General features: G+C 63.2%; 14 protein-coding genes. 7 read left to right on the top strand and 7 right to left on the bottom strand.

Annotation, left to right across the window (positions count from 1 at the left end):
• Window positions 1-26 precede the first annotated feature (26 nt).
• The 3 genes from B7X65_RS14290 (at window position 27) to B7X65_RS14280 (ending at window position 2,929) form a co-directional block, all read left to right on the top strand.
• The gene (locus B7X65_RS14290; protein WP_293594972.1) at window positions 27-971 is read left to right on the top strand and encodes a CysB family HTH-type transcriptional regulator; all 945 of its coding nucleotides are present in this window, start codon (window positions 27-29) and stop codon (window positions 969-971) included.
• Window positions 972-993: 22 nt separating this feature from the next.
• Window positions 994-2,178, top strand: a complete 1,185-nt coding sequence (locus B7X65_RS14285) for a pyridoxal phosphate-dependent aminotransferase (protein ID WP_293594971.1) — start codon at window positions 994-996, stop codon at window positions 2,176-2,178.
• A 592-nt stretch (window positions 2,179-2,770) separates the two neighbouring features.
• On the top strand, window positions 2,771-2,929 hold the full coding sequence (locus B7X65_RS14280; RefSeq protein ID WP_096699913.1) for a DUF3309 family protein: 159 nt from the start codon (window positions 2,771-2,773) through the stop codon (window positions 2,927-2,929).
• Window positions 2,930-3,014: 85 nt separating this feature from the next.
• On the opposite strand, the gene hrpA is transcribed toward B7X65_RS14280, so the two are convergent.
• Both hrpA and B7X65_RS14270 read right to left on the bottom strand, forming a co-directional pair.
• Window positions 3,015-6,926, bottom strand: coding sequence for an ATP-dependent RNA helicase HrpA (hrpA, locus tag B7X65_RS14275; protein WP_293594970.1), 3,912 nt, complete (start codon window positions 6,924-6,926; stop codon window positions 3,015-3,017).
• Between the two features lie 62 nt (window positions 6,927-6,988).
• Complete coding sequence (locus B7X65_RS14270) at window positions 6,989-8,266, bottom strand: diguanylate cyclase (RefSeq protein ID WP_293594969.1); 1,278 nt, start codon at window positions 8,264-8,266, stop codon at window positions 6,989-6,991.
• A 175-nt stretch (window positions 8,267-8,441) separates the two neighbouring features.
• Here B7X65_RS14270 and argA point away from each other — a divergent pair, with 175 nt between their 5' ends.
• The gene (gene argA, locus B7X65_RS14265) at window positions 8,442-9,788 is read left to right on the top strand and encodes an amino-acid N-acetyltransferase (RefSeq protein WP_293594968.1); all 1,347 of its coding nucleotides are present in this window, start codon (window positions 8,442-8,444) and stop codon (window positions 9,786-9,788) included.
• Window positions 9,789-9,895: 107 nt separating this feature from the next.
• On the opposite strand, the gene B7X65_RS14260 is transcribed toward argA, so the two are convergent.
• Complete coding sequence (locus B7X65_RS14260; protein WP_293594967.1) at window positions 9,896-10,666, bottom strand: hypothetical protein; 771 nt, start codon at window positions 10,664-10,666, stop codon at window positions 9,896-9,898.
• A gap of 262 nt (window positions 10,667-10,928) precedes the next feature.
• Here B7X65_RS14260 and B7X65_RS14255 point away from each other — a divergent pair, with 262 nt between their 5' ends.
• Complete coding sequence (locus B7X65_RS14255; RefSeq protein ID WP_293594966.1) at window positions 10,929-11,366, top strand: OsmC family peroxiredoxin; 438 nt, start codon at window positions 10,929-10,931, stop codon at window positions 11,364-11,366.
• A gap of 140 nt (window positions 11,367-11,506) precedes the next feature.
• On the opposite strand, the gene B7X65_RS14250 is transcribed toward B7X65_RS14255, so the two are convergent.
• Genes B7X65_RS14250 through dsbD form a run of 4 tightly spaced genes read right to left on the bottom strand, consistent with a single transcriptional unit; the run spans window position 11,507 to window position 15,450 of the window.
• Window positions 11,507-12,028 carry a hypothetical protein gene (locus B7X65_RS14250; RefSeq protein WP_293594965.1) on the bottom strand — a complete coding sequence of 174 codons (522 nt, stop codon included), beginning with the start codon at window positions 12,026-12,028 and terminating at the stop codon, window positions 11,507-11,509.
• 20 nt (window positions 12,029-12,048) lie between these two features.
• Complete coding sequence (gene dsbG / locus B7X65_RS14245; RefSeq protein WP_293594964.1) at window positions 12,049-12,816, bottom strand: thiol:disulfide interchange protein DsbG; 768 nt, start codon at window positions 12,814-12,816, stop codon at window positions 12,049-12,051.
• A 7-nt stretch (window positions 12,817-12,823) separates the two neighbouring features.
• The gene (locus B7X65_RS14240) at window positions 12,824-13,660 is read right to left on the bottom strand and encodes a TlpA disulfide reductase family protein (RefSeq protein ID WP_293594963.1); all 837 of its coding nucleotides are present in this window, start codon (window positions 13,658-13,660) and stop codon (window positions 12,824-12,826) included.
• Window positions 13,661-13,662: 2 nt separating this feature from the next.
• Window positions 13,663-15,450 (bottom strand): protein-disulfide reductase DsbD, encoded by a 1,788-nt coding sequence (dsbD, locus tag B7X65_RS14235; RefSeq protein ID WP_293594962.1) that lies wholly within the window; start codon window positions 15,448-15,450, stop codon window positions 13,663-13,665.
• Between the two features lie 109 nt (window positions 15,451-15,559).
• Here dsbD and B7X65_RS14230 point away from each other — a divergent pair, with 109 nt between their 5' ends.
• Both B7X65_RS14230 and B7X65_RS14225 read left to right on the top strand, forming a co-directional pair.
• Window positions 15,560-16,225, top strand: coding sequence for a response regulator (locus B7X65_RS14230; RefSeq protein WP_293594961.1), 666 nt, complete (start codon window positions 15,560-15,562; stop codon window positions 16,223-16,225).
• Window positions 16,222-16,950: sensor histidine kinase N-terminal domain-containing protein (locus B7X65_RS14225; protein WP_293594960.1), on the top strand; the 729-nt coding region annotated here is incomplete at its 3' end. The genes B7X65_RS14230 and B7X65_RS14225, both read left to right, overlap by 4 nt.

Genomic DNA, 16,950 nt, shown 5'->3' with positions numbered 1-16,950 from the left:
AAGCGAATAATTAGCAAGAATCAGATATGAATCTTCACCAATTTCGCTTTGTCCAGGAAGCCGTCCGGCGCAACCTGAACCTCACCGAAACCGCACGCATCCTGCACACCTCGCAGCCCGGGGTGTCCAAGGCCATCATCGAGCTCGAAGAAGAACTGGGCGTGGAAATTTTTGCCCGCCACGGCAAACGCCTCAAGCGTGTGACCGAACCGGGCGAACATGTGCTCAAAAGCATTGACATCATCATGCGCGAGGTTGGCAACCTGCGGCGTATCGGCGAGCAGTTTTCAGCCCAGGACAGCGGCACCCTGTCCATCGCCACCACCCACACCCAGGCGCGCTACGTGCTGCCGCAGCCGGTGGCCAAACTCCGTGAAGCGTTTCCCAAGGTCAATGTCAGCCTGCACCAGGGCTCGCCCGACCAGGTGGCGCGCATGCTGATCGACGAGGTGGCCGAGATCGGCATTGCCACCGAGTCGCTGGCGCATTATGAAGAACTGGTCACGCTGCCCTGCTACGAATGGCAGCACATGCTGGTGTTGCCGCTGGACCACCCGCTGGCCAAACAGGACAACATCACGCTGGAAGACCTGGCCGAGCAGCCGCTGATCACCTACCACCCCTCGTTCACCGGCCGCACCAAGATCGACCAGGCCTTTGCCGCCAAACACCTGCATCCGCGCATTGCGCTCGAAGCGATCGACTCCGACGTGATCAAGACCTATGTGCGCCTGGGCCTGGGGGTCGGCATTGTGGCCGAGATGGCGCTCAAGGACGACGGCACCAACACCGACCTGGTCGCCCTGCCGGCCGGCCACCTGTTCGGCGTGAACGTGGCGCGTGTCGCCTTCAAGCGCAGTGCCTACCTGCGCAACTTTGTCTACAAGTTTGCCGAACTGCTCAATGACAAGCTCGACCGCGTCCAGATCACCCGGGCCATGAGCAGCCGCCACGGCGACTTCGAACTCTAAATTCCATCACTCCACCCTCACCATGACGACCATGCCTTCTGCCAGCGAGCGCACGCCACAGATACAGACCAAACTGCCCGCCGTGGGCACCACCATCTTCACGGTGATGTCGGCGCTGGCCCTTGAAAAAAACGCGGTCAACCTCGGCCAGGGCTTCCCGGACTTCGACTGCGACCCGAAACTGGTCGGCGCCGTCAACGATGCCATGACACGCGGCCTGAACCAGTACCCGCCCATGCCCGGCGTACCGGTGCTGCGCGAGGCGATTGCCGCCAAGCTGCAGCAACTGCACGGCCGCAGCTACAACCCCAACACCGAAATCACGGTGACGGCCGGCGCCACGCAGGCCATCATCACCGCGGTGCTGGCCGTGGTGCACCCCGGTGATGAAGTCATCGTGCTCGAGCCCTGTTACGACAGCTACGTGCCCAACATCGAGCTGGCCGGCGGCGTTCCCGTGCGCGTGCCCCTGACGCCCGGCACCTTCCGCCCCGACTTCGACAGGATCTCCGCCGCCCTCACCGCCAAAACGCGCGCGATCATCATCAACTCGCCGCACAACCCCAGCGCCACCGTCTGGACCCGCGAGGACATGTTGCGCCTGCAGGAGATCCTGGCGCCCACCGACGTGCTGCTGATCAGCGACGAGGTGTATGAACACATGGTGTTCGACGCCGCGCAGGGCCGCGTGCACGAAAGCGCAGCGCGCTTCCCCGGCCTGGCCGCGCGTGCCTTCATCGTCAGCAGCTTCGGCAAGACCTACCATGTGACCGGCTGGAAAATCGGTTATGTGGCGGCGCCCGCGTCGCTGACGACCGAGTTCCGCAAGGTACACCAGTTCAATGTGTTCACCGTCAACACGCCCATGCAATACGGCCTGGCGAGCTACATGGCTGATGCACGTCCCTACCTCGACCTGCCGGCGTTCTACCAGCGCAAGCGCGACCTGTTCCGCGCCGGCCTGGCGAAAACCCGCTTCAAGCTGCTGCCCAGCGAAGGCAGCTACTTCCAGTGCGTGGACATCTCGCAAGTCAGCGACCTCGGTGAAGCCGACTTCTGCAAATGGCTGACCACCGAGATCGGCGTCGCCGCGATTCCCTTGTCGGCGTTTTACGGCAACGGCTTCGACCAGCGCGTCGTGCGCTTCTGTTTTGCCAAGAAGGACGAGACGCTCCTCAGTGCGCTGGAGCGGCTGGCCAGGCTGTAATCCGCTATCACATTGATAGCTGGTTGCGCACAGCCTATAAGGGCTGGAGGCCGATTTCATCAGTGAAGTCGGCTTGAGACACATTCGCGGCATCACGCTGCGCCTATGGTCCTTTCTGGACAGTAGGACGGACTCCCCACTCCCACCCCTAGCCCCTGCCCTCGCCCCGCTGGGCGATGGAGGGGGACTTCATTTGGCCGCGTGTGTTGCGCCCGCGTGCAATCACCACGGCCGCTTGACTCCGACGTGACGCGCACAGCGCGTCACGTCTCCCCGCACCCGTTCCCCACCCGTCGGGGTGGGCCGAGGAGCACAGCCGAAAGCGGATCAGGGCGAGCGATTGTCTGAGCGAGAGGGACCCAGACCATCGGGTCGCCTTCTCTTTGCTTACTTTCTCTTGGCGACGCAAGAGAAAGTGAGTCGCCCGCCGGGGCGAGACCCGGCTTGTTGGTGCACTACAGAACACGCGCACAGCAAGGCAGCGCGTGATCCCCAACTGTAGGAACTCCCTGACGGTGAGTCAGCGCCCCTTCCTGCTTGATCCAGCCCAACCACAGGCAACAATCAGTTCATACATAACAAGGAGTTCTCCATGTCGATTTCAATGATTCTGCTCATCGTCCTCATCCTGATTCTGGTGGGCGCACTGCCGACCTGGGGCCACAGCCGCTCATGGGGCTACGGTCCAAGCGGTGGTTTGGGACTGATTGTCATCATCCTGATCGTGCTGCTGCTGATGGGCCGTATCTAGGACTCCCAGCACCTCGAACAAAAAAGGACCCTGCCTTGCGGCAGGGTCCTTTTTTTTTGCGCAGTGCGAGCCCTGTAAAACCGCCTCAGCTGTTCAATTGCGTCCAGGCCTTGTCCAAACGTTTAATACTCACAGGTTGCGGCGTGCGCAGCTCCTGCGCGAAAAAGCTCACGCGCAGCTCTTCGAGCAGCCAGCGCAGTTCCTGCAGCCGGGCATCCGTCGCACCCTTGCGTTCGGCCACCAGGCGCCAGTAGCGCTGCTCCTGCGGCCGCAGTTCAGCCAGCCGCGCCGCGTCGCGGGCGGGATCGGCACGCCATTTCTCCAGCCGCAGGGTGATGGCCTTGAGGTAGCGCGGAAAGTGCTGCAACTGCGCGTACGGCGTGAGCGTCAGGAAACGTTTGGGCACCAGACGCTGCAGTTGCTGCGCTGCATCCGCGGCGGCCTCGGCGGCGTTTTTGGTGTCCTTGATCTTGCGCTGCGCGGCGGCGAACTCGACGAGGATGGCGGCCGCCAGCCGTGCGACTTCGCTGGCAATCAAGGTCAGGCGCCCACGTCCGTCGTCGATGCGTTTTTTGAAGTCGGCCTCGTTGGTCGGCAGCGGCTCCAGCAAAAAGGCACGGTCCAGCGCAACTTCGATGATCTGCTCGCGCAGCTCTTCCAGCGTGCCGCCGCCCGAGTTGTCAGCCGCGCGGCCGACCAGCATGTAGGCCGTGGCCATTTTCTGCAGATCGGGCAAATTCTTTTCCAGGTACTTCAGCGCGTCCTTGATCTGCAGCGAAAACAGACGCCGCAGGCCGGCGCGGTGTTTGGCGGCAGCCACGTCGGGCTCGTCGAACACCTCGATGGTCACCGCATCGCCGAGGTCGATCAGCGCCGGAAACCCGATCAGCGTCTGTTTGCCCTTGCTGATTTCCATGAGTTCGGGCAGCTCGCCAAAACTCCAGCTGCTGTAGCGCTCCGGCGTCCTGACCGTGGCCGCCTTCTGGTTTGCTATGTTTTCAGGAGCAGCTTGCGCACGTCCATGCTGGGCTGAAGGCCGATTTGGCTCTGACTCTGGGCGCTCCTGCGGCGCGGAGCGCGTCTTCAACCCGGCCAACGCCTGGAAGGCGCCGCGTGCCTGCGACCCGAGCTCACCCTTGAGCGCACCGAGGTTGCGTCCGGTGCCGAGCTGGCGGCCATGTTCATCGACCACGCGGAAGTTCATGAACAGGTGCGGCGCCAGCATGTCGATTTTCATGTCCCCACGCTTGATGTCCAGCGAGGTCGCATCACGCACCAGCTTGAGCACGGCGTCCGTCAGCGAACCGACGCCGAACTTTTCCGGCTGCAGCAACTCGGCCGCGAAACGCGCTGCGGTGTCGGGCAGCGGCACCAGGCGCGAGCGCGGCCGCTGGTGCAGGGTCTTGATCAGGGCCTGGATCTTGTCCTTGAGCATGCCGGGCACCAGCCACTCGCAGCGCTCCTCATTGACCTGGTTCAGGGCAAACAGCGGCACATCGACGGTCACGCCGTCCCTGGCGTCGCCCGGCTCATGCAGGTAGGTCGCCGTGCAATCGACACCGCCCAGGCGCAGCGTTTTCGGGAACGCTTGCGTGGTGATGCCGGCCGCCTCGTGGCGCATCAGTTCCTCGCGGCTCAGGAGCAGCAGCTTGGGTTGCTTTTTGACCTCGTCCTTGTACCAGTGTTCGCAGCCGGCGCCGGTGCAGATGTCGGCCGGCAGCTGCTGGTCGTAAAAGGCGTAGATCAGCTCTTCGTCAACCAGCACGTCCTGGCGGCGCGCCTTGTGCTCCAGGTCCTGCACCTGTTCGATCAGCTTGAGGTTGGCCTGCAGGAAAGGCAGCTTGGTGTCCCAGTTGCCGGCGACCAGCGCTTCGCGGATGAAGATTTCGCGCGCCGTCACCGGGTCGACACGGCCGAAGTTGACGCGCCGGCCGTTGTAGATCACCAGGCCGTACAAGGTGGCGCGTTCCAGCGCGGTGACCTGTGCGGCCTTTTTCTCCCAGTGCGGGTCCAGCAGCTGTTTTTTCAGCAGGTGGCCAGCGACCTGCTCGACCCACTGCGGCTCGATGTTGGCAATGCCGCGGCCGAACAGGCGCGTGGTTTCCACCAGCTCAGCCGCAACGATCCAGCGCCCCGGCTTCTTGCTGAGCTTGGCGCCCGGGTGGCGGTAAAACTTGATGCCACGCGCGCCCAGGTACCAGTCGTCTTCCTCGTTCTTGATGCCGAGGTTGCCGAGCAGGCCGCAGAGCATGGACAAATGCAGTTGCTCGTAACTGGCAGGCTTGTCGTTGAGCACCCATTTCTGCTCGCCCACCACCGCGTGCAGCTGCGAATGGATGTCGCGCCATTCGCGCACGCGCCGGATGTTGATGTAGTTCTCTCTCAAGAGATTTTCATACTGGCGATTCGTCAGCTTGTGCACGGCGTCGTGCCCGCCACGCGCGTCGCCCAGCCACTTCCAGAGCTTGAGGTAACCGCTGAATTCGCTTTTTTCGTCATCGAACTTCGCATGCGCCTGGTCGGCCTGGGCCTGCTTGTCCATGGGCCGGTCGCGCACGTCCTGCACGCTGAGCGCGCTGGCAATCACCAGCACCTCGTCGAGCGCCTGCCGCTCTTTGGCTTCCAGGATCATGCGGCCCACACGCGGGTCCAGCGGCAGCCGGGCCAGGTTGCGGCCCACCGGCGTCAGTTCGTTGTCGTCGTCCACCGCACCGAGTTCGGCCAACAGCTGGTAGCCGTCGGCAATGGCACGGCCCTGGGGTGGCTCGATGAAGGCAAAACTTTCGATGGTGCCGAGGTGCAGCGCCTTCATGCGCAAAATCACCGCCGCCAGCGAGCTGCGCAGGATTTCCGGGTCGGTAAAACGCGGCCGGCCCAGAAAGTCCTGCTCGTCGTACAGGCGGATGCAGATGCCGTCGGCCACGCGGCCGCAGCGGCCGGCGCGCTGGTTGGCCGCCGCCTGCGACACCGGCTCGACCATCAACTGCTCGACCTTGTTGCGAAAGCTGTAACGCTTGACACGCGCCGTGCCGGCGTCGATCACATAACGGATACCCGGCACCGTCAGCGAGGTCTCGGCCACGTTGGTGGCCAGCACGATGCGCCGGCCGGTGTGGCCGTCGAAAATGCGGTCCTGCTCGGCCTGGCTCAAACGCGCAAACAGCGGCAGCACCTCGGCATTGCGAAACAGCGGCTGGTGCGCGAGGTGTTTGCGCAAATGGTCCGCTGCCTCGCGGATCTCGCGCTCGCCCGGCAGGAAGATCAGGATGTCACCGGCACTGTGCGGATTGCGCCAGAGTTCGTCCACGCCGTCGGCGATCGCGTCGTTAAGGTCGTAGTCGCGCGACTCTTCATACGGGCGGTAACGCTGCTCGACCGGAAACATCCGGCCCGAGACCATGATGACGGGTGCCGGCCCTTTACTGGAGGCGAAATAGTCCGCAAAACGCTGCGCATCAATCGTCGCCGAGGTGATCACCACCTTCAGGTCGGGCCGGCGCGGCAACAGCTGGCGCAGGTAGCCGAGCAGAAAGTCGATGTTCAGGCTGCGCTCATGGGCCTCGTCGATGATGATGGTGTCGTAGGCCTTGAGCAGCGGATCGGTCTGCGTCTCGGCCAGCAAGATGCCGTCGGTCATGAGTTTGACCGAAGCATCCCGGCTCAGCCGGTCCTGGAAACGCACCTTGTAGCCGACCACATCGCCCAGCGGTGTCTTGAGTTCTTCGGCAATCCGCTTGGCCACGCTGGAGGCGGCAATGCGGCGCGGCTGGGTGTGGCCGATCAGCCGGCCCTGGCCCGCCGGGTAGTTGAGCTTGCCGCGGCCCATGGCCAGCGCAATCTTGGGCAACTGCGTGGTTTTGCCCGAGCCGGTTTCGCCGCAAACGATGACGACCTGGTGGGCCTGGATGGCGGCGGTGATTTCCTCGCGTTTGCCCGAGACGGGCAAGGACTCGGGGAAATCGATCTGCAAGGGCACGGACAAGGGGGACGAGGACAAGGGATGGGGGTTCAAAACCACTGATTATCGGTGCTGGCGGGCGCCCGCCCGGCGACAGGGCTTCAGGCGGCTTGCAGCACCGGCAGCTCGACCGCTTCGCCGCTGGCCTGGTCCAGCCAGGCGACCCGGCTGGCATACGACATGGCGGTGCGCGACATCGCCTTGCAGGCGGCCAGCACGCTCGAAGCCCTGGCCGCCGGGTCGGACACCAGCAACACGCCGACACCGATTTCAGCCTGCCAGCGCGTCTGCTCGCTTTCGCGCCGCGCCGCATCGAGGCTGGTGTTGAGAACCACCGATTTGGACAGGCGTTTTTCCACCAGGTGCGCCAGCCGGATCAGCTGACCACTGTCGTTGCAGTCACGCAGAAGCAGCACAAAGCCGTCACCCGAAAACCGTCCCGTCTCGACGTAAGCCGGCACCGAGCGCCGCAAGCGCCCGGCACAGACAAACAGCGCGTGGTTGACCGCGGCCATGCCATGCAGGCGCTCCAGCGCGTAGAGGTTGCCTATGCTCACCACCATCACGCCCACTTGCGGCCCGGACCGGTGGGGCGCCGGCGGCGCGCCGTCCGCTGCGGCATCTGACCCAGCCGGATCGTCCCGGCGACGCCGGAAGATGTCCCCAACCATCTGCCCGGTTTCGGTGTGTGAACGCATGCGGGTCACCGGGTCGTAACTGGGGCCCATCGCCATGACCTGGTGCAGCTCGATCAGGTAGGAATAACGCGTCCAGAGCGCCACGGCCATGGTCACGAGGTAGGCCGTTCCGGCAAGCGCGCTGACCGCATGCACCGGCCAGGGCTCCTGCCCGCGCACCAGCGCGATCCAGCCCAGGCCCAGCATGGCCACCAGCATGAAAAACACCCCGAATACCGCTGTCCAGGCCAGCCGGTCCCCGCGGTACACGCTGCGCATCGACACGGCGAGTGCCACGGCACCCAGGGTCCAGGCGAACCCGAGACCCAGCACGAGCGAGGGCGCCGGCGGCAGCAGCCAGCCCGCGGCCATCACGCCCAGCACCAGCACCGTCAGCGCCAGCCGGGTGTGCAGCCGCGCCTTCCTGCTGGCCAGCAGGCCCAGGATGGAAAACAGCAGGTAAGCCAGAAAGCCCGAGACCAGCATCGCAATGTGCGCCAGAACCCGCGCCAGCGTGTCTTCATCGTCAATCGGCAGGCCACCCAGAAAGGCGACCACAAAAAAACCCGAGGCCGTGGCCGACAGGCCGGCGTTGAGCGAGATGCGGTGCAGCGAACGGACAAACGCGAGTGCCGCGCCCGCAAGCATCACGGCCGCCGTGCCGAAATAGACACCCCAGAAACCAAACGCAAGTTTGTCCATGAATGGCCGCATTATCCGGCGAAACGGCCGCCGCCAACAGGCACCAACGGCCGCCCGGCCGCGTCTCCCGCCGTCCCTTACACTCACTGCCATTGCCCGGAAGGCTGTGGCTTTTGCCCGGTTTTCCCGTCCCTCCAGCCTGTTGTTCACTTTTCCCGACCCCGAAAGCGCGCCCATGTCCGCCGTCTTCAATTTCACCTTTGTTCCCTGGTTCCGTTCGGTGGCGCCCTACATCCACCTGCACCGCGGCAAGACCTTTGTGGTCGGCATTGCCGGCGAAGCCATTGCCGCCGGCAAACTGCAGCACCTGGCCCAGGATCTGGCGCTGATCCAGAGCATGGGCGTGAAAATCGTGCTGGTGCACGGCTTCCGTCCGCAGGTCAACGAACAACTGGCCGCCAAGGGCCACGAGGCGAAGTATTCGCACGGCATGCGCATCACCGATTCGGTAGCGCTCGACTGCGCCCAGGAAGCCGCCGGCCAGCTGCGTTACGAGATCGAGGCCGCCTTCAGCCAGGGCCTGCCCAACACACCGATGGCCGGCTCCACGGTGCGCGTCATCTCCGGCAACTTCATCACCGCCCGGCCGGTCGGCATTGTCGACGGCGTGGACTTCAAACACTCGGGCCTGGTGCGCAAGGTGGACACCAAAGGCATCCTGCGCACGCTGGAGTTCGGCGCCATGGTGCTGCTCTCGCCCTTCGGTTTTTCACCCACCGGCGAAGCCTTCAACCTGACCATGGAGGAAGTGGCGACCAGCGTGGCGATTGAGCTGCAGGCCGACAAGCTGATCTTCGTGACGGAAATTCCAGGCATCCGCATCCACCCTGGTGAACCCGAAAGCGAAGACAACCCGATCGACACCGAGCTGCCGCTGGCCACCGCCGAGAAGCTGCTCGCGCAATTGCCCAACGCCACCCAGCCCACGGACACCGCGTTTTACCTGCAGCACTGCGCCAAGGCCTGCAAGGCCGGCGTCGAGCGCAGCCACATCCTGCCGTTCGCGGTGGACGGCGCGCTGCTGCTCGAAATCTACGTGCACGACGGCATTGGCACCATGGTCATCGACGAAAAACTCGAGAGCCTGCGCGAAGCCACCGCCGACGACGTGGGCGGCATTCTGCAGCTGATCGAGCCCTTTGAAAAAGACGGCACCCTCGTCAAGCGCGATCGCACCGAGATCGAACGCGACGCCGACCTCTACACCGTGATCGAACACGACGGCGTCATCTTCGGCTGCGCCGCGCTGTATCCCTACCCCGAAGCCAGAACCGCCGAAATGGCGGCGCTCACCGTGTCGCCGCAAAGCCAGAGCCAGGGCGACGGCGAACGCATCCTCAAACGCATCGAGCAGCGCGCCAAGCTGATGGGCCTGGACAGCATTTTTGTGCTGACCACCCGCACCATGCACTGGTTCATCAAGCGCGGTTTTGTGCAGGTCGACCCCGAATGGCTGCCCGAGGCACGCAAGCGCAAGTACAACGTCAATCGCAAGAGCCAGGTGCTGGTGAAGAAACTGTAGACAGGCACGACACCTCTGGTCACGTGCTTACCCCATTTGTCTTAGGCTTAGTAGTCCGCCGCGAGGCACAGGGCCTTTTTCACCACGAGACGAAGCGTGGCAGCAGCTCATTTCGTCACTGCCGCGAGTTCTCTTGCAAATTGCTCGACCTCATCGTACTTCGCGAGTTCTGCACCATGTAAGAAAATATCGCCCATACGTTCATACGTTTTCACCGGGCGGCTGTTATTTTTCTTAAACATTTTGCGAAATGCTGATAACTGTTGTCCGTTTGGACTGAACTCGTGAACTGCACGTGTCAGCAGTTTTTCGACATGGTCATGGCCTTTTTTTCCAATGCAAATGGCCCGGTACGCGCGCACGAACACCATATAAAAAAACTTATCCGACCGAAATATATCGAACTCAGTTAATTCCTCTACGGCTTTTGCCAAATTCAATGTCTTGAACAATGAGCGGTAAAAGTTGATCATTTCTGTCTTGATTGATTCCGAGCGTATCTCCCCGGTTGGCGCGATCAGGAATGTGTATGGGCATGGTTTTTCAATGTCCAAAATATCAATTGCATACATGCCGTGGCATGCCGCTAGAACCACTCCCACATTGTTCTGACACACGATATTGATGCCATATAGGATCTCGCCGAACTCCCGCCAACTCATGAATTCGTCGTTGCCGACAGCAATCCCGTGTTCTTCGTCACCGTGGGCTTCGATGTGAACTATCGGGCAGTAACCTCTAAACGCCATCCGGTGTAACTCATACAGTGCCTCACGGAACGCTTGTTTTCCGAATACTTTCACGTAGCGCACTGTCGTCGCTTCGCGGCTGGCAAGAATGTCTTTGAGTCCTTCACGCAGCCAAAGTCCCGTCTGCATGTCATTAGCTCCAAGCGCATCAATGATTGATATGCCTGAGGATCTGAATGTAGATTGCACCGTGAACATTAGGTCATTGTGATGCCTGTTTCGCGGCGCTCAAAGCGCATATGCCGCTACGCAGTTGCAATCCCGCGTAGGAGAAGGCCAGCGTCCGCTGGCGATGATGTCTCACGCCCTGCCCCCGGCCGGCTGGGCACAGTGGACAGGTGGCCACGCAAGCCGTGGCCCGCCATCCATCACCTCATCCAAAGGACACACCATGACCGAAAAAACCGCCAGAGTGCATTGGGAAGGCCAGGGCAAACAGGGCCAGGGTCAGATCAGTACCGAAACCGATGCGCTGAAAGCCTATCCCTACGGTTTTGGCAGCCGGTTCGAGGACGACCGCACAGGCACCAACCCTGAAGAGCTGTTGGGCGCGGCGCATGCGGCCTGTTTCACCATGGCTTTTTCATTCGCCTGCGACAAGGCCGGGTTTGCCACGGAGCAGGTGGACACGACGGCCAAGGTCAGTCTGATTCCTGACGGCGATGGCTTCCTGATCGACCGTATTGCGCTTACGCTGGAAGCAAAAGTTCCGGGCATCGATGCGGGTCAGTTTCAGCAGATTGCAGAAGCGGCCAAACGCGACTGCCCGCTGTCCAAGGCGCTGACCAGCGTGGCCCTGATCACATTGGCAGCCACGCTCAAGACCTGATCGAGATTGACCTGAGGCAGCGATCTGGCGCAGCGCTGCCCGAACACTCGGCAGGCTGGCCGCCGGCGTGCACGCGCGAATTCTCTCGCGGTGGCGCCGGGAGCACACGTGCGTCGACGTGCCCCCCCCTTGCTGACTGGTCAAGTCTGAGGACTGAAACACCCCGATGATCTTGAAAAGGACGCAACAAACCGCGTTGCAGTCAGCGAGATGGAAACCCCGAAAATGATGTGAATGACCAAGCTCGGATACATCACGGAGACGCCAAGGGCCCAGGGGGTTGAATCTCCAAAAATCAGCGGCAGCGCCAGGGAATTGAGGATGACATAGTAGCCAAGGCCGTAGATGGAGCCCACGGCCCATGCAGAAAATCTGTTTTTCAACAGAATGAGAAGCACGAGCAAGGGCGCTGCAGACAGCCAACCGATAACGAAGTGTTCGATGAACATCAACATCCGAAATGTCATCTCGGAATAGTTGGTGAAAAATACTTCGAGCAGCTTTTTCCCGTAGTGTCCAACGCGCAGCCCAAGAAGCTGGAATACGAAGCCGAAAGGAATCATCGCGATCGATGCAATGGTTCCGGATCGAAACGACTCTCTGGCAAGTCCCTGGAGCAGACTCTTTCGGTCCGGCATGTCTGTCATCGCTTGCTTCGCCATGGTTGATTCCTTCAGCACGCTCAGCGCGGCCCGAGGATGCGACTCAGCATCTCTGCCGACGGTGCGCCCTGCATGGTCTTCAGGTTGCCATCGGGGTCTTTGTAAAGTGTCGTAGGCGTGGCGGAAAAGCCCAATTGCTGCATCAACGCCTGGTTGGCACCCAGTTGGGCGCGAACTGCTGGCGGAATTTGCTCCAGGGGCTTCACGCCGCCGCTGCGATGTTGCTGTTCATGCTGCAGCAGCGCGGCCTGCGGGTCCTTGGCGGACAGGAGGGCCGCCGCCTTGCCCGGGCTGGTAGGGCCGAGGATGCCCACCATGACGTGGCGCAGTTGGACCTTGCCGGCCGTCACCCAGGGCCTGGCCTCGCTCCAGAACTTGTTGCAGTAGGGGCAGTTCGGATCGGTGAAGGTGTAAACGATGCGCGGGGCATTTTTTGCGCCATCGGCAATCCAGGTGCTGCCCTCCAGCTGCTTCCAGACTTTCGCGGTCAGGGGTTTGGTCACCAGCCGGTTCAGCGGTTCCTGACTCAGGTCATGGCCATTTGCATCGATCATGGAGCCGACGATCGCCTGTTTGCCGTCGGCGGTCAGGTAGATGGCCAGCGGCTGTTGCTCGACCATGGCGGCGTAGCCGGTCAGTCCGCCGGGCGCGTCGAATGTTCCGATCACCTCCACGCCTTTTGCCTCGAGCGCCTTGACCGGTGCGGGCCAGTCTTTGGCCTGTGCGCCCACAGCCATGCCAAGCATGGCCAGAAGAATTGCAGATTGAACATAGGTTTTTTTGATCATGGAAAATTTATTCCTTGGTTGAGAAAGGGGTAGGCGTGCGCAATGGGTTTAACTTGCTGGCCAGGGAAGCGGCCGACAGTTCACCCAGGTGGGTATCTGCCAGTTGTCCGCCGGCATCGTAAAAAAGCGTGGTCGGCAATCCGGTGGAACCGACGGCGCGGCCCAGTTCGGCGCCGGGGTCGAGCACCACGTTGGCCAGATTCAGCGCGCTGTTGCTCAGGTAACGCCCGGCGGTCGCCGCGTCTTCGCTCTGGTTGGCGAAGACAAAAGTGACCCCCGTTTCCCGCTGCTGGGCCGCGGCGAGGACGGGCATTTCGCGGCGGCAGGGAGGGCACCAGCTGGCCCAGAGATTGACCACCATGGGCTTGCCCTGGGCGAGCGCAGCGAGGTTTGTCGGCTCGCCCGCAAGCGTTGTCAACGCCACGGTTGGCAGAGCCGGTCGGGGGGCCTTGTCGAAGGTGCCGAGCACCCCCGACATCGCCGCCCAGGCCAGCACACCGGCACTCAGGCCCAGTGCCAGTGGTTTGCGCAGCGCCTCGCGGCGCAATCCGTGCCAGATCGCCACCAACAAGGCCGCCGTCAGACCGGCCCACGGTGAAAAGCCGCCGTCGCGAATGTCCAGGATGGACCACGGTGCTTCCCGGTACAGCTCAAACCAGGTCGCGACGAAGGCGATGCGCGCGACCACCAGTCCCGCCCACGCCATGTCGGACAGGACGTTGACGATGCCGGCTTTCCGGCGCCGCCCGGCCAGGTGGCCGACGCCGGCCGCAACCACCAGGGACAGCAGCACGAGCAGATGGCTGACCTGCAGGGAGAGGGGTCCCAGTTGAACGTTGAGCATGCTCAGCCTCCCTGCTTCGCACGCGCCAGGCGGGCAAGAAATTCGTCGGCATCGAGTTCGCCGATGATGCGCTCTGCGCGGCGCTCCCGGCCGTCGGGACCGATCAGCAACATGGTCGGCGGTCCAAGCGCCTGATGGGCGCGCATCAGTGCCTGATCGTCCGGGTTGTTGGCTGTGACGTCGGGACGCAGCAATTGCATGCCGTCCAAAGCCTGCTGCACCCGCGGCTCGGCGAAAACCGTGCGCTCGATCACCTGGCAGGACACGCACCAGTCGGCGTAAAAATCCACCAGCGTCCACTGCCCGCGCTGGCCGGCCTCGGCGACACGGACTTCCAGCGCCTGCTGTGTCTTGACCGGCTGGAACCGGGCCATGAAGTCATTGCCGGTTGCCGCATGCGCGGACGTGATGCCTTTTGCCGGGAAGGCCAGCGGTTGCAGGGGATTGTGGGCGCCTCCGGCCGCGCCGATCACCATCGCGCCACCCCACAGGCCAAGCAGCAGCGCCAGGTAACGGGACGTCAAACGTCCGCGCCCCAGGCCGAGCTTGCGGCCAAGCGCCAGCAAACTCAGTGCGATGGCCAGCAGCCAGGCACCCCACAAGCCCAGCGTCAGCGCCGCGGGCAATATCCGCGCCACGAACATGATGGCGGTGCCCAGCAGGACAAAGCCGAACAGCGCCTTGACCCGGTCCATCCAGTTGCCGGGACGCGGCAGCAGCCGCGCGCCCAGTGTGCCCACCAGCAGCAGCGGCACGCCCATGCCCAGACCCATGGCGAACAGGGCCAGGGCGCCGGTCACCACATCGCCGGTATTGCCGATATACAGCAGCGCGCCGGCCAGGGGCGCCGTCATGCAGGGGCCGACCAGCAGCGCCGAAAGCACGCCCATGGCGGCGGCGCCGGTCAGCGTGCCGCCACGCCGGCCCTGACTGGCGCTGTTCAGGCGGTTGCGCAGCACAGCCGGCAATTGCAGTTCGTAAAATCCGAACATGGCCAGCGCCAGCACGACGAACACCAGACCGAAGGTGCCGAGCATCCAGGGGTTCTGCAACACGGCCTGCAGATTGGCGCCCGCCAGCGCCGCCATCGCGCCGACGCCGGCGTAGGTCAAGGCCATCGGCAGCACGAAGGCCAGCGACAGGACAAAACCACGCCAGGGACTCGCACCGCTGCCTGCGATCAGGCTGGAGAGAATCGGCACCATCGGCAGCACGCAGGGCGTGAACGTCATCAACAAGCCCATGCCGAAAAACACGGCAAGCATCCAGCCCAGATGGACGCGCGACAGGCGTTCGGCCAGGTCCTGGTCCTCGCCCAGTGCGCCTGAGGGCGCCGGAGCCGGGCGGGTCGTGGCCGGGCCGGCCAAATCAGCGGGCGTTGCCGGGACATCCGCCAGATCAACACGCAGGGTTTGCGGCGGGTAGCAAAGACCCGCATCGGCGCAGCCCTGCCAGCCAACGGTCAGCGCCCGGGCACCGGTCGCCTCGACCAGGACCCTGACCTGGTCGTGATAGACCTCGCTCTTGCCGTAGGTTTCATCGGTCTTGGCCGTACCGGCGGGCCACAGGACCTGTAGCGCACCACCGGCGGGGTCGGCTTCGACCTTCATTTGCTGGCGATAAAGGTAGTAGCCCTTGCCGATGTCCCAGTTCAGGCGCACCTGGCCGTCGCCATCCCGGCTGACGTTCAGGCGAAAAGCCTGATCCACCGGCAGGAATTCCTGCCCGGCGTGCGCCGGCAGGGCCCACAACACGGGCACCATCACGATCAAATACAACAAACGCAGCATGAATGCCTTCACATCAGATGAAGCACCCATCTTTGCGTACCCGGATTAAGGCTGCGTTAACGCCGGGATAATGAAAGGCCTGGATACTATCCGGCATGGAGGACAGGCCATGCGCGTGTTGCTGATTGAAGATGATGAACTCATTGCCCACGGCATCCTGGCGGGTCTGCGTGCGCACGGCCTGACGGTCGATGGCGTGCGCACCGCGGCGCATGCCGAAGCCGCCCTGTCGGCCGCCCATTGTGACGTGGTGATTCTTGACCTCGGACTGCCCGACGAGGACGGCATGCGCCTGCTGCAACGCTTGCGGGCCAAGGGCATGACGTTGCCCGTGCTCATTCTGACAGCGCGCGATGCCGTGCAGGACCGTGTCGCCGGGCTGCGCGCCGGCGCGGACGACTACCTTCTCAAGCCTTTCGATCTCGACGAACTCGTGGCCCGCCTGCAAGCCTTGCTGCGCCGCGCCGCCGGGCGCAGCGTGGATGTCATCACGCACGGACCTTTGCGCCTGGATCCGGCCAGCGGTGAGGTCTCCCTGCACGGACGCGCGGTCGCCCTGTCACGGCGCGAACTGGCACTGCTGGCCGCTTTGCTGCATGCGGGTGGACGCATCCTGAGCCCCGACCAGCTCAAGGACAGTTTGTACGATTTCAGTGAAGAGATCGAAAGCAACGCCCTCAATGTGCATATCCATCATTTACGGCGCAAGCTGGGTGCCGATGTGATCGAAACGGTGCGTGGCGTGGGTTACCGGTTCAGCGCGGGGAAAACATGACGCTTCGGCTGCGCCTGTTGCTGATGATCGGCATCTCGATGATCCTGCTGTGGGGCGCAGTCGCGCTCTGGATGCTGCACGGTCTGGACAAGGAAATGCAGCGCACGCTGGATCAGCGGCTTGCGATGTCGGCCCATATGGTGGCCGGACTGATGTCGCAGAACCCCGCCGCCTGGGATGGCCGCACCGGGAAAGCAGGCCCGTCCACCCTGAGCATGCCGGTGGAGGCAAAAGGGCTGGCGTGCCAGGTATCGATGCGCGGCGAGGTGATCGCGCGTACGCCAGGCGCGACGCCCGAGTCGCTCGCAACGGCGGGCCTCGGCTTTGCCGACCGTGAAATCAAGGGTGAAAACTGGCGCAGCTATACCCTGGAAACAAACGGTTTGCGCGTTACCACGGCTGACCGCCTGACCGAACGGGATACCTTGCTGCGCAATGTAACGGTGGCAGCGTCCACCCCGTTTGTCGCTGCCCTGATCGGAAGTCTGCTGGTGCTGTGGTTCGGCGTTGGAAGTGGCTTGCTGCCGCTGGAGCGCCTGCGACAGGTGCTGGCCAGCCGGACGCCGGACGCGTTGACCCCGATTCAAAATGTCCCCGTCTCGCGGGACCTGCTGCCGCTGGTCAACACCCTGAACCATTTGCTGGCGCGCATGAGCGAGACCATCAGCCGCGAACGCCGCTTCACCAGCGATGCTGCGCATGAATTGCGCACGCCGCTCACCGCG

It is taken from the genome of Polaromonas sp. 39-63-25 (genome assembly GCF_002278925.1).
In the GTDB taxonomy this organism is placed as follows: domain Bacteria; phylum Pseudomonadota; class Gammaproteobacteria; order Burkholderiales; family Burkholderiaceae_C; genus Polaromonas.
This window is presented reverse-complemented; position numbering and strand designations above follow the sequence as displayed.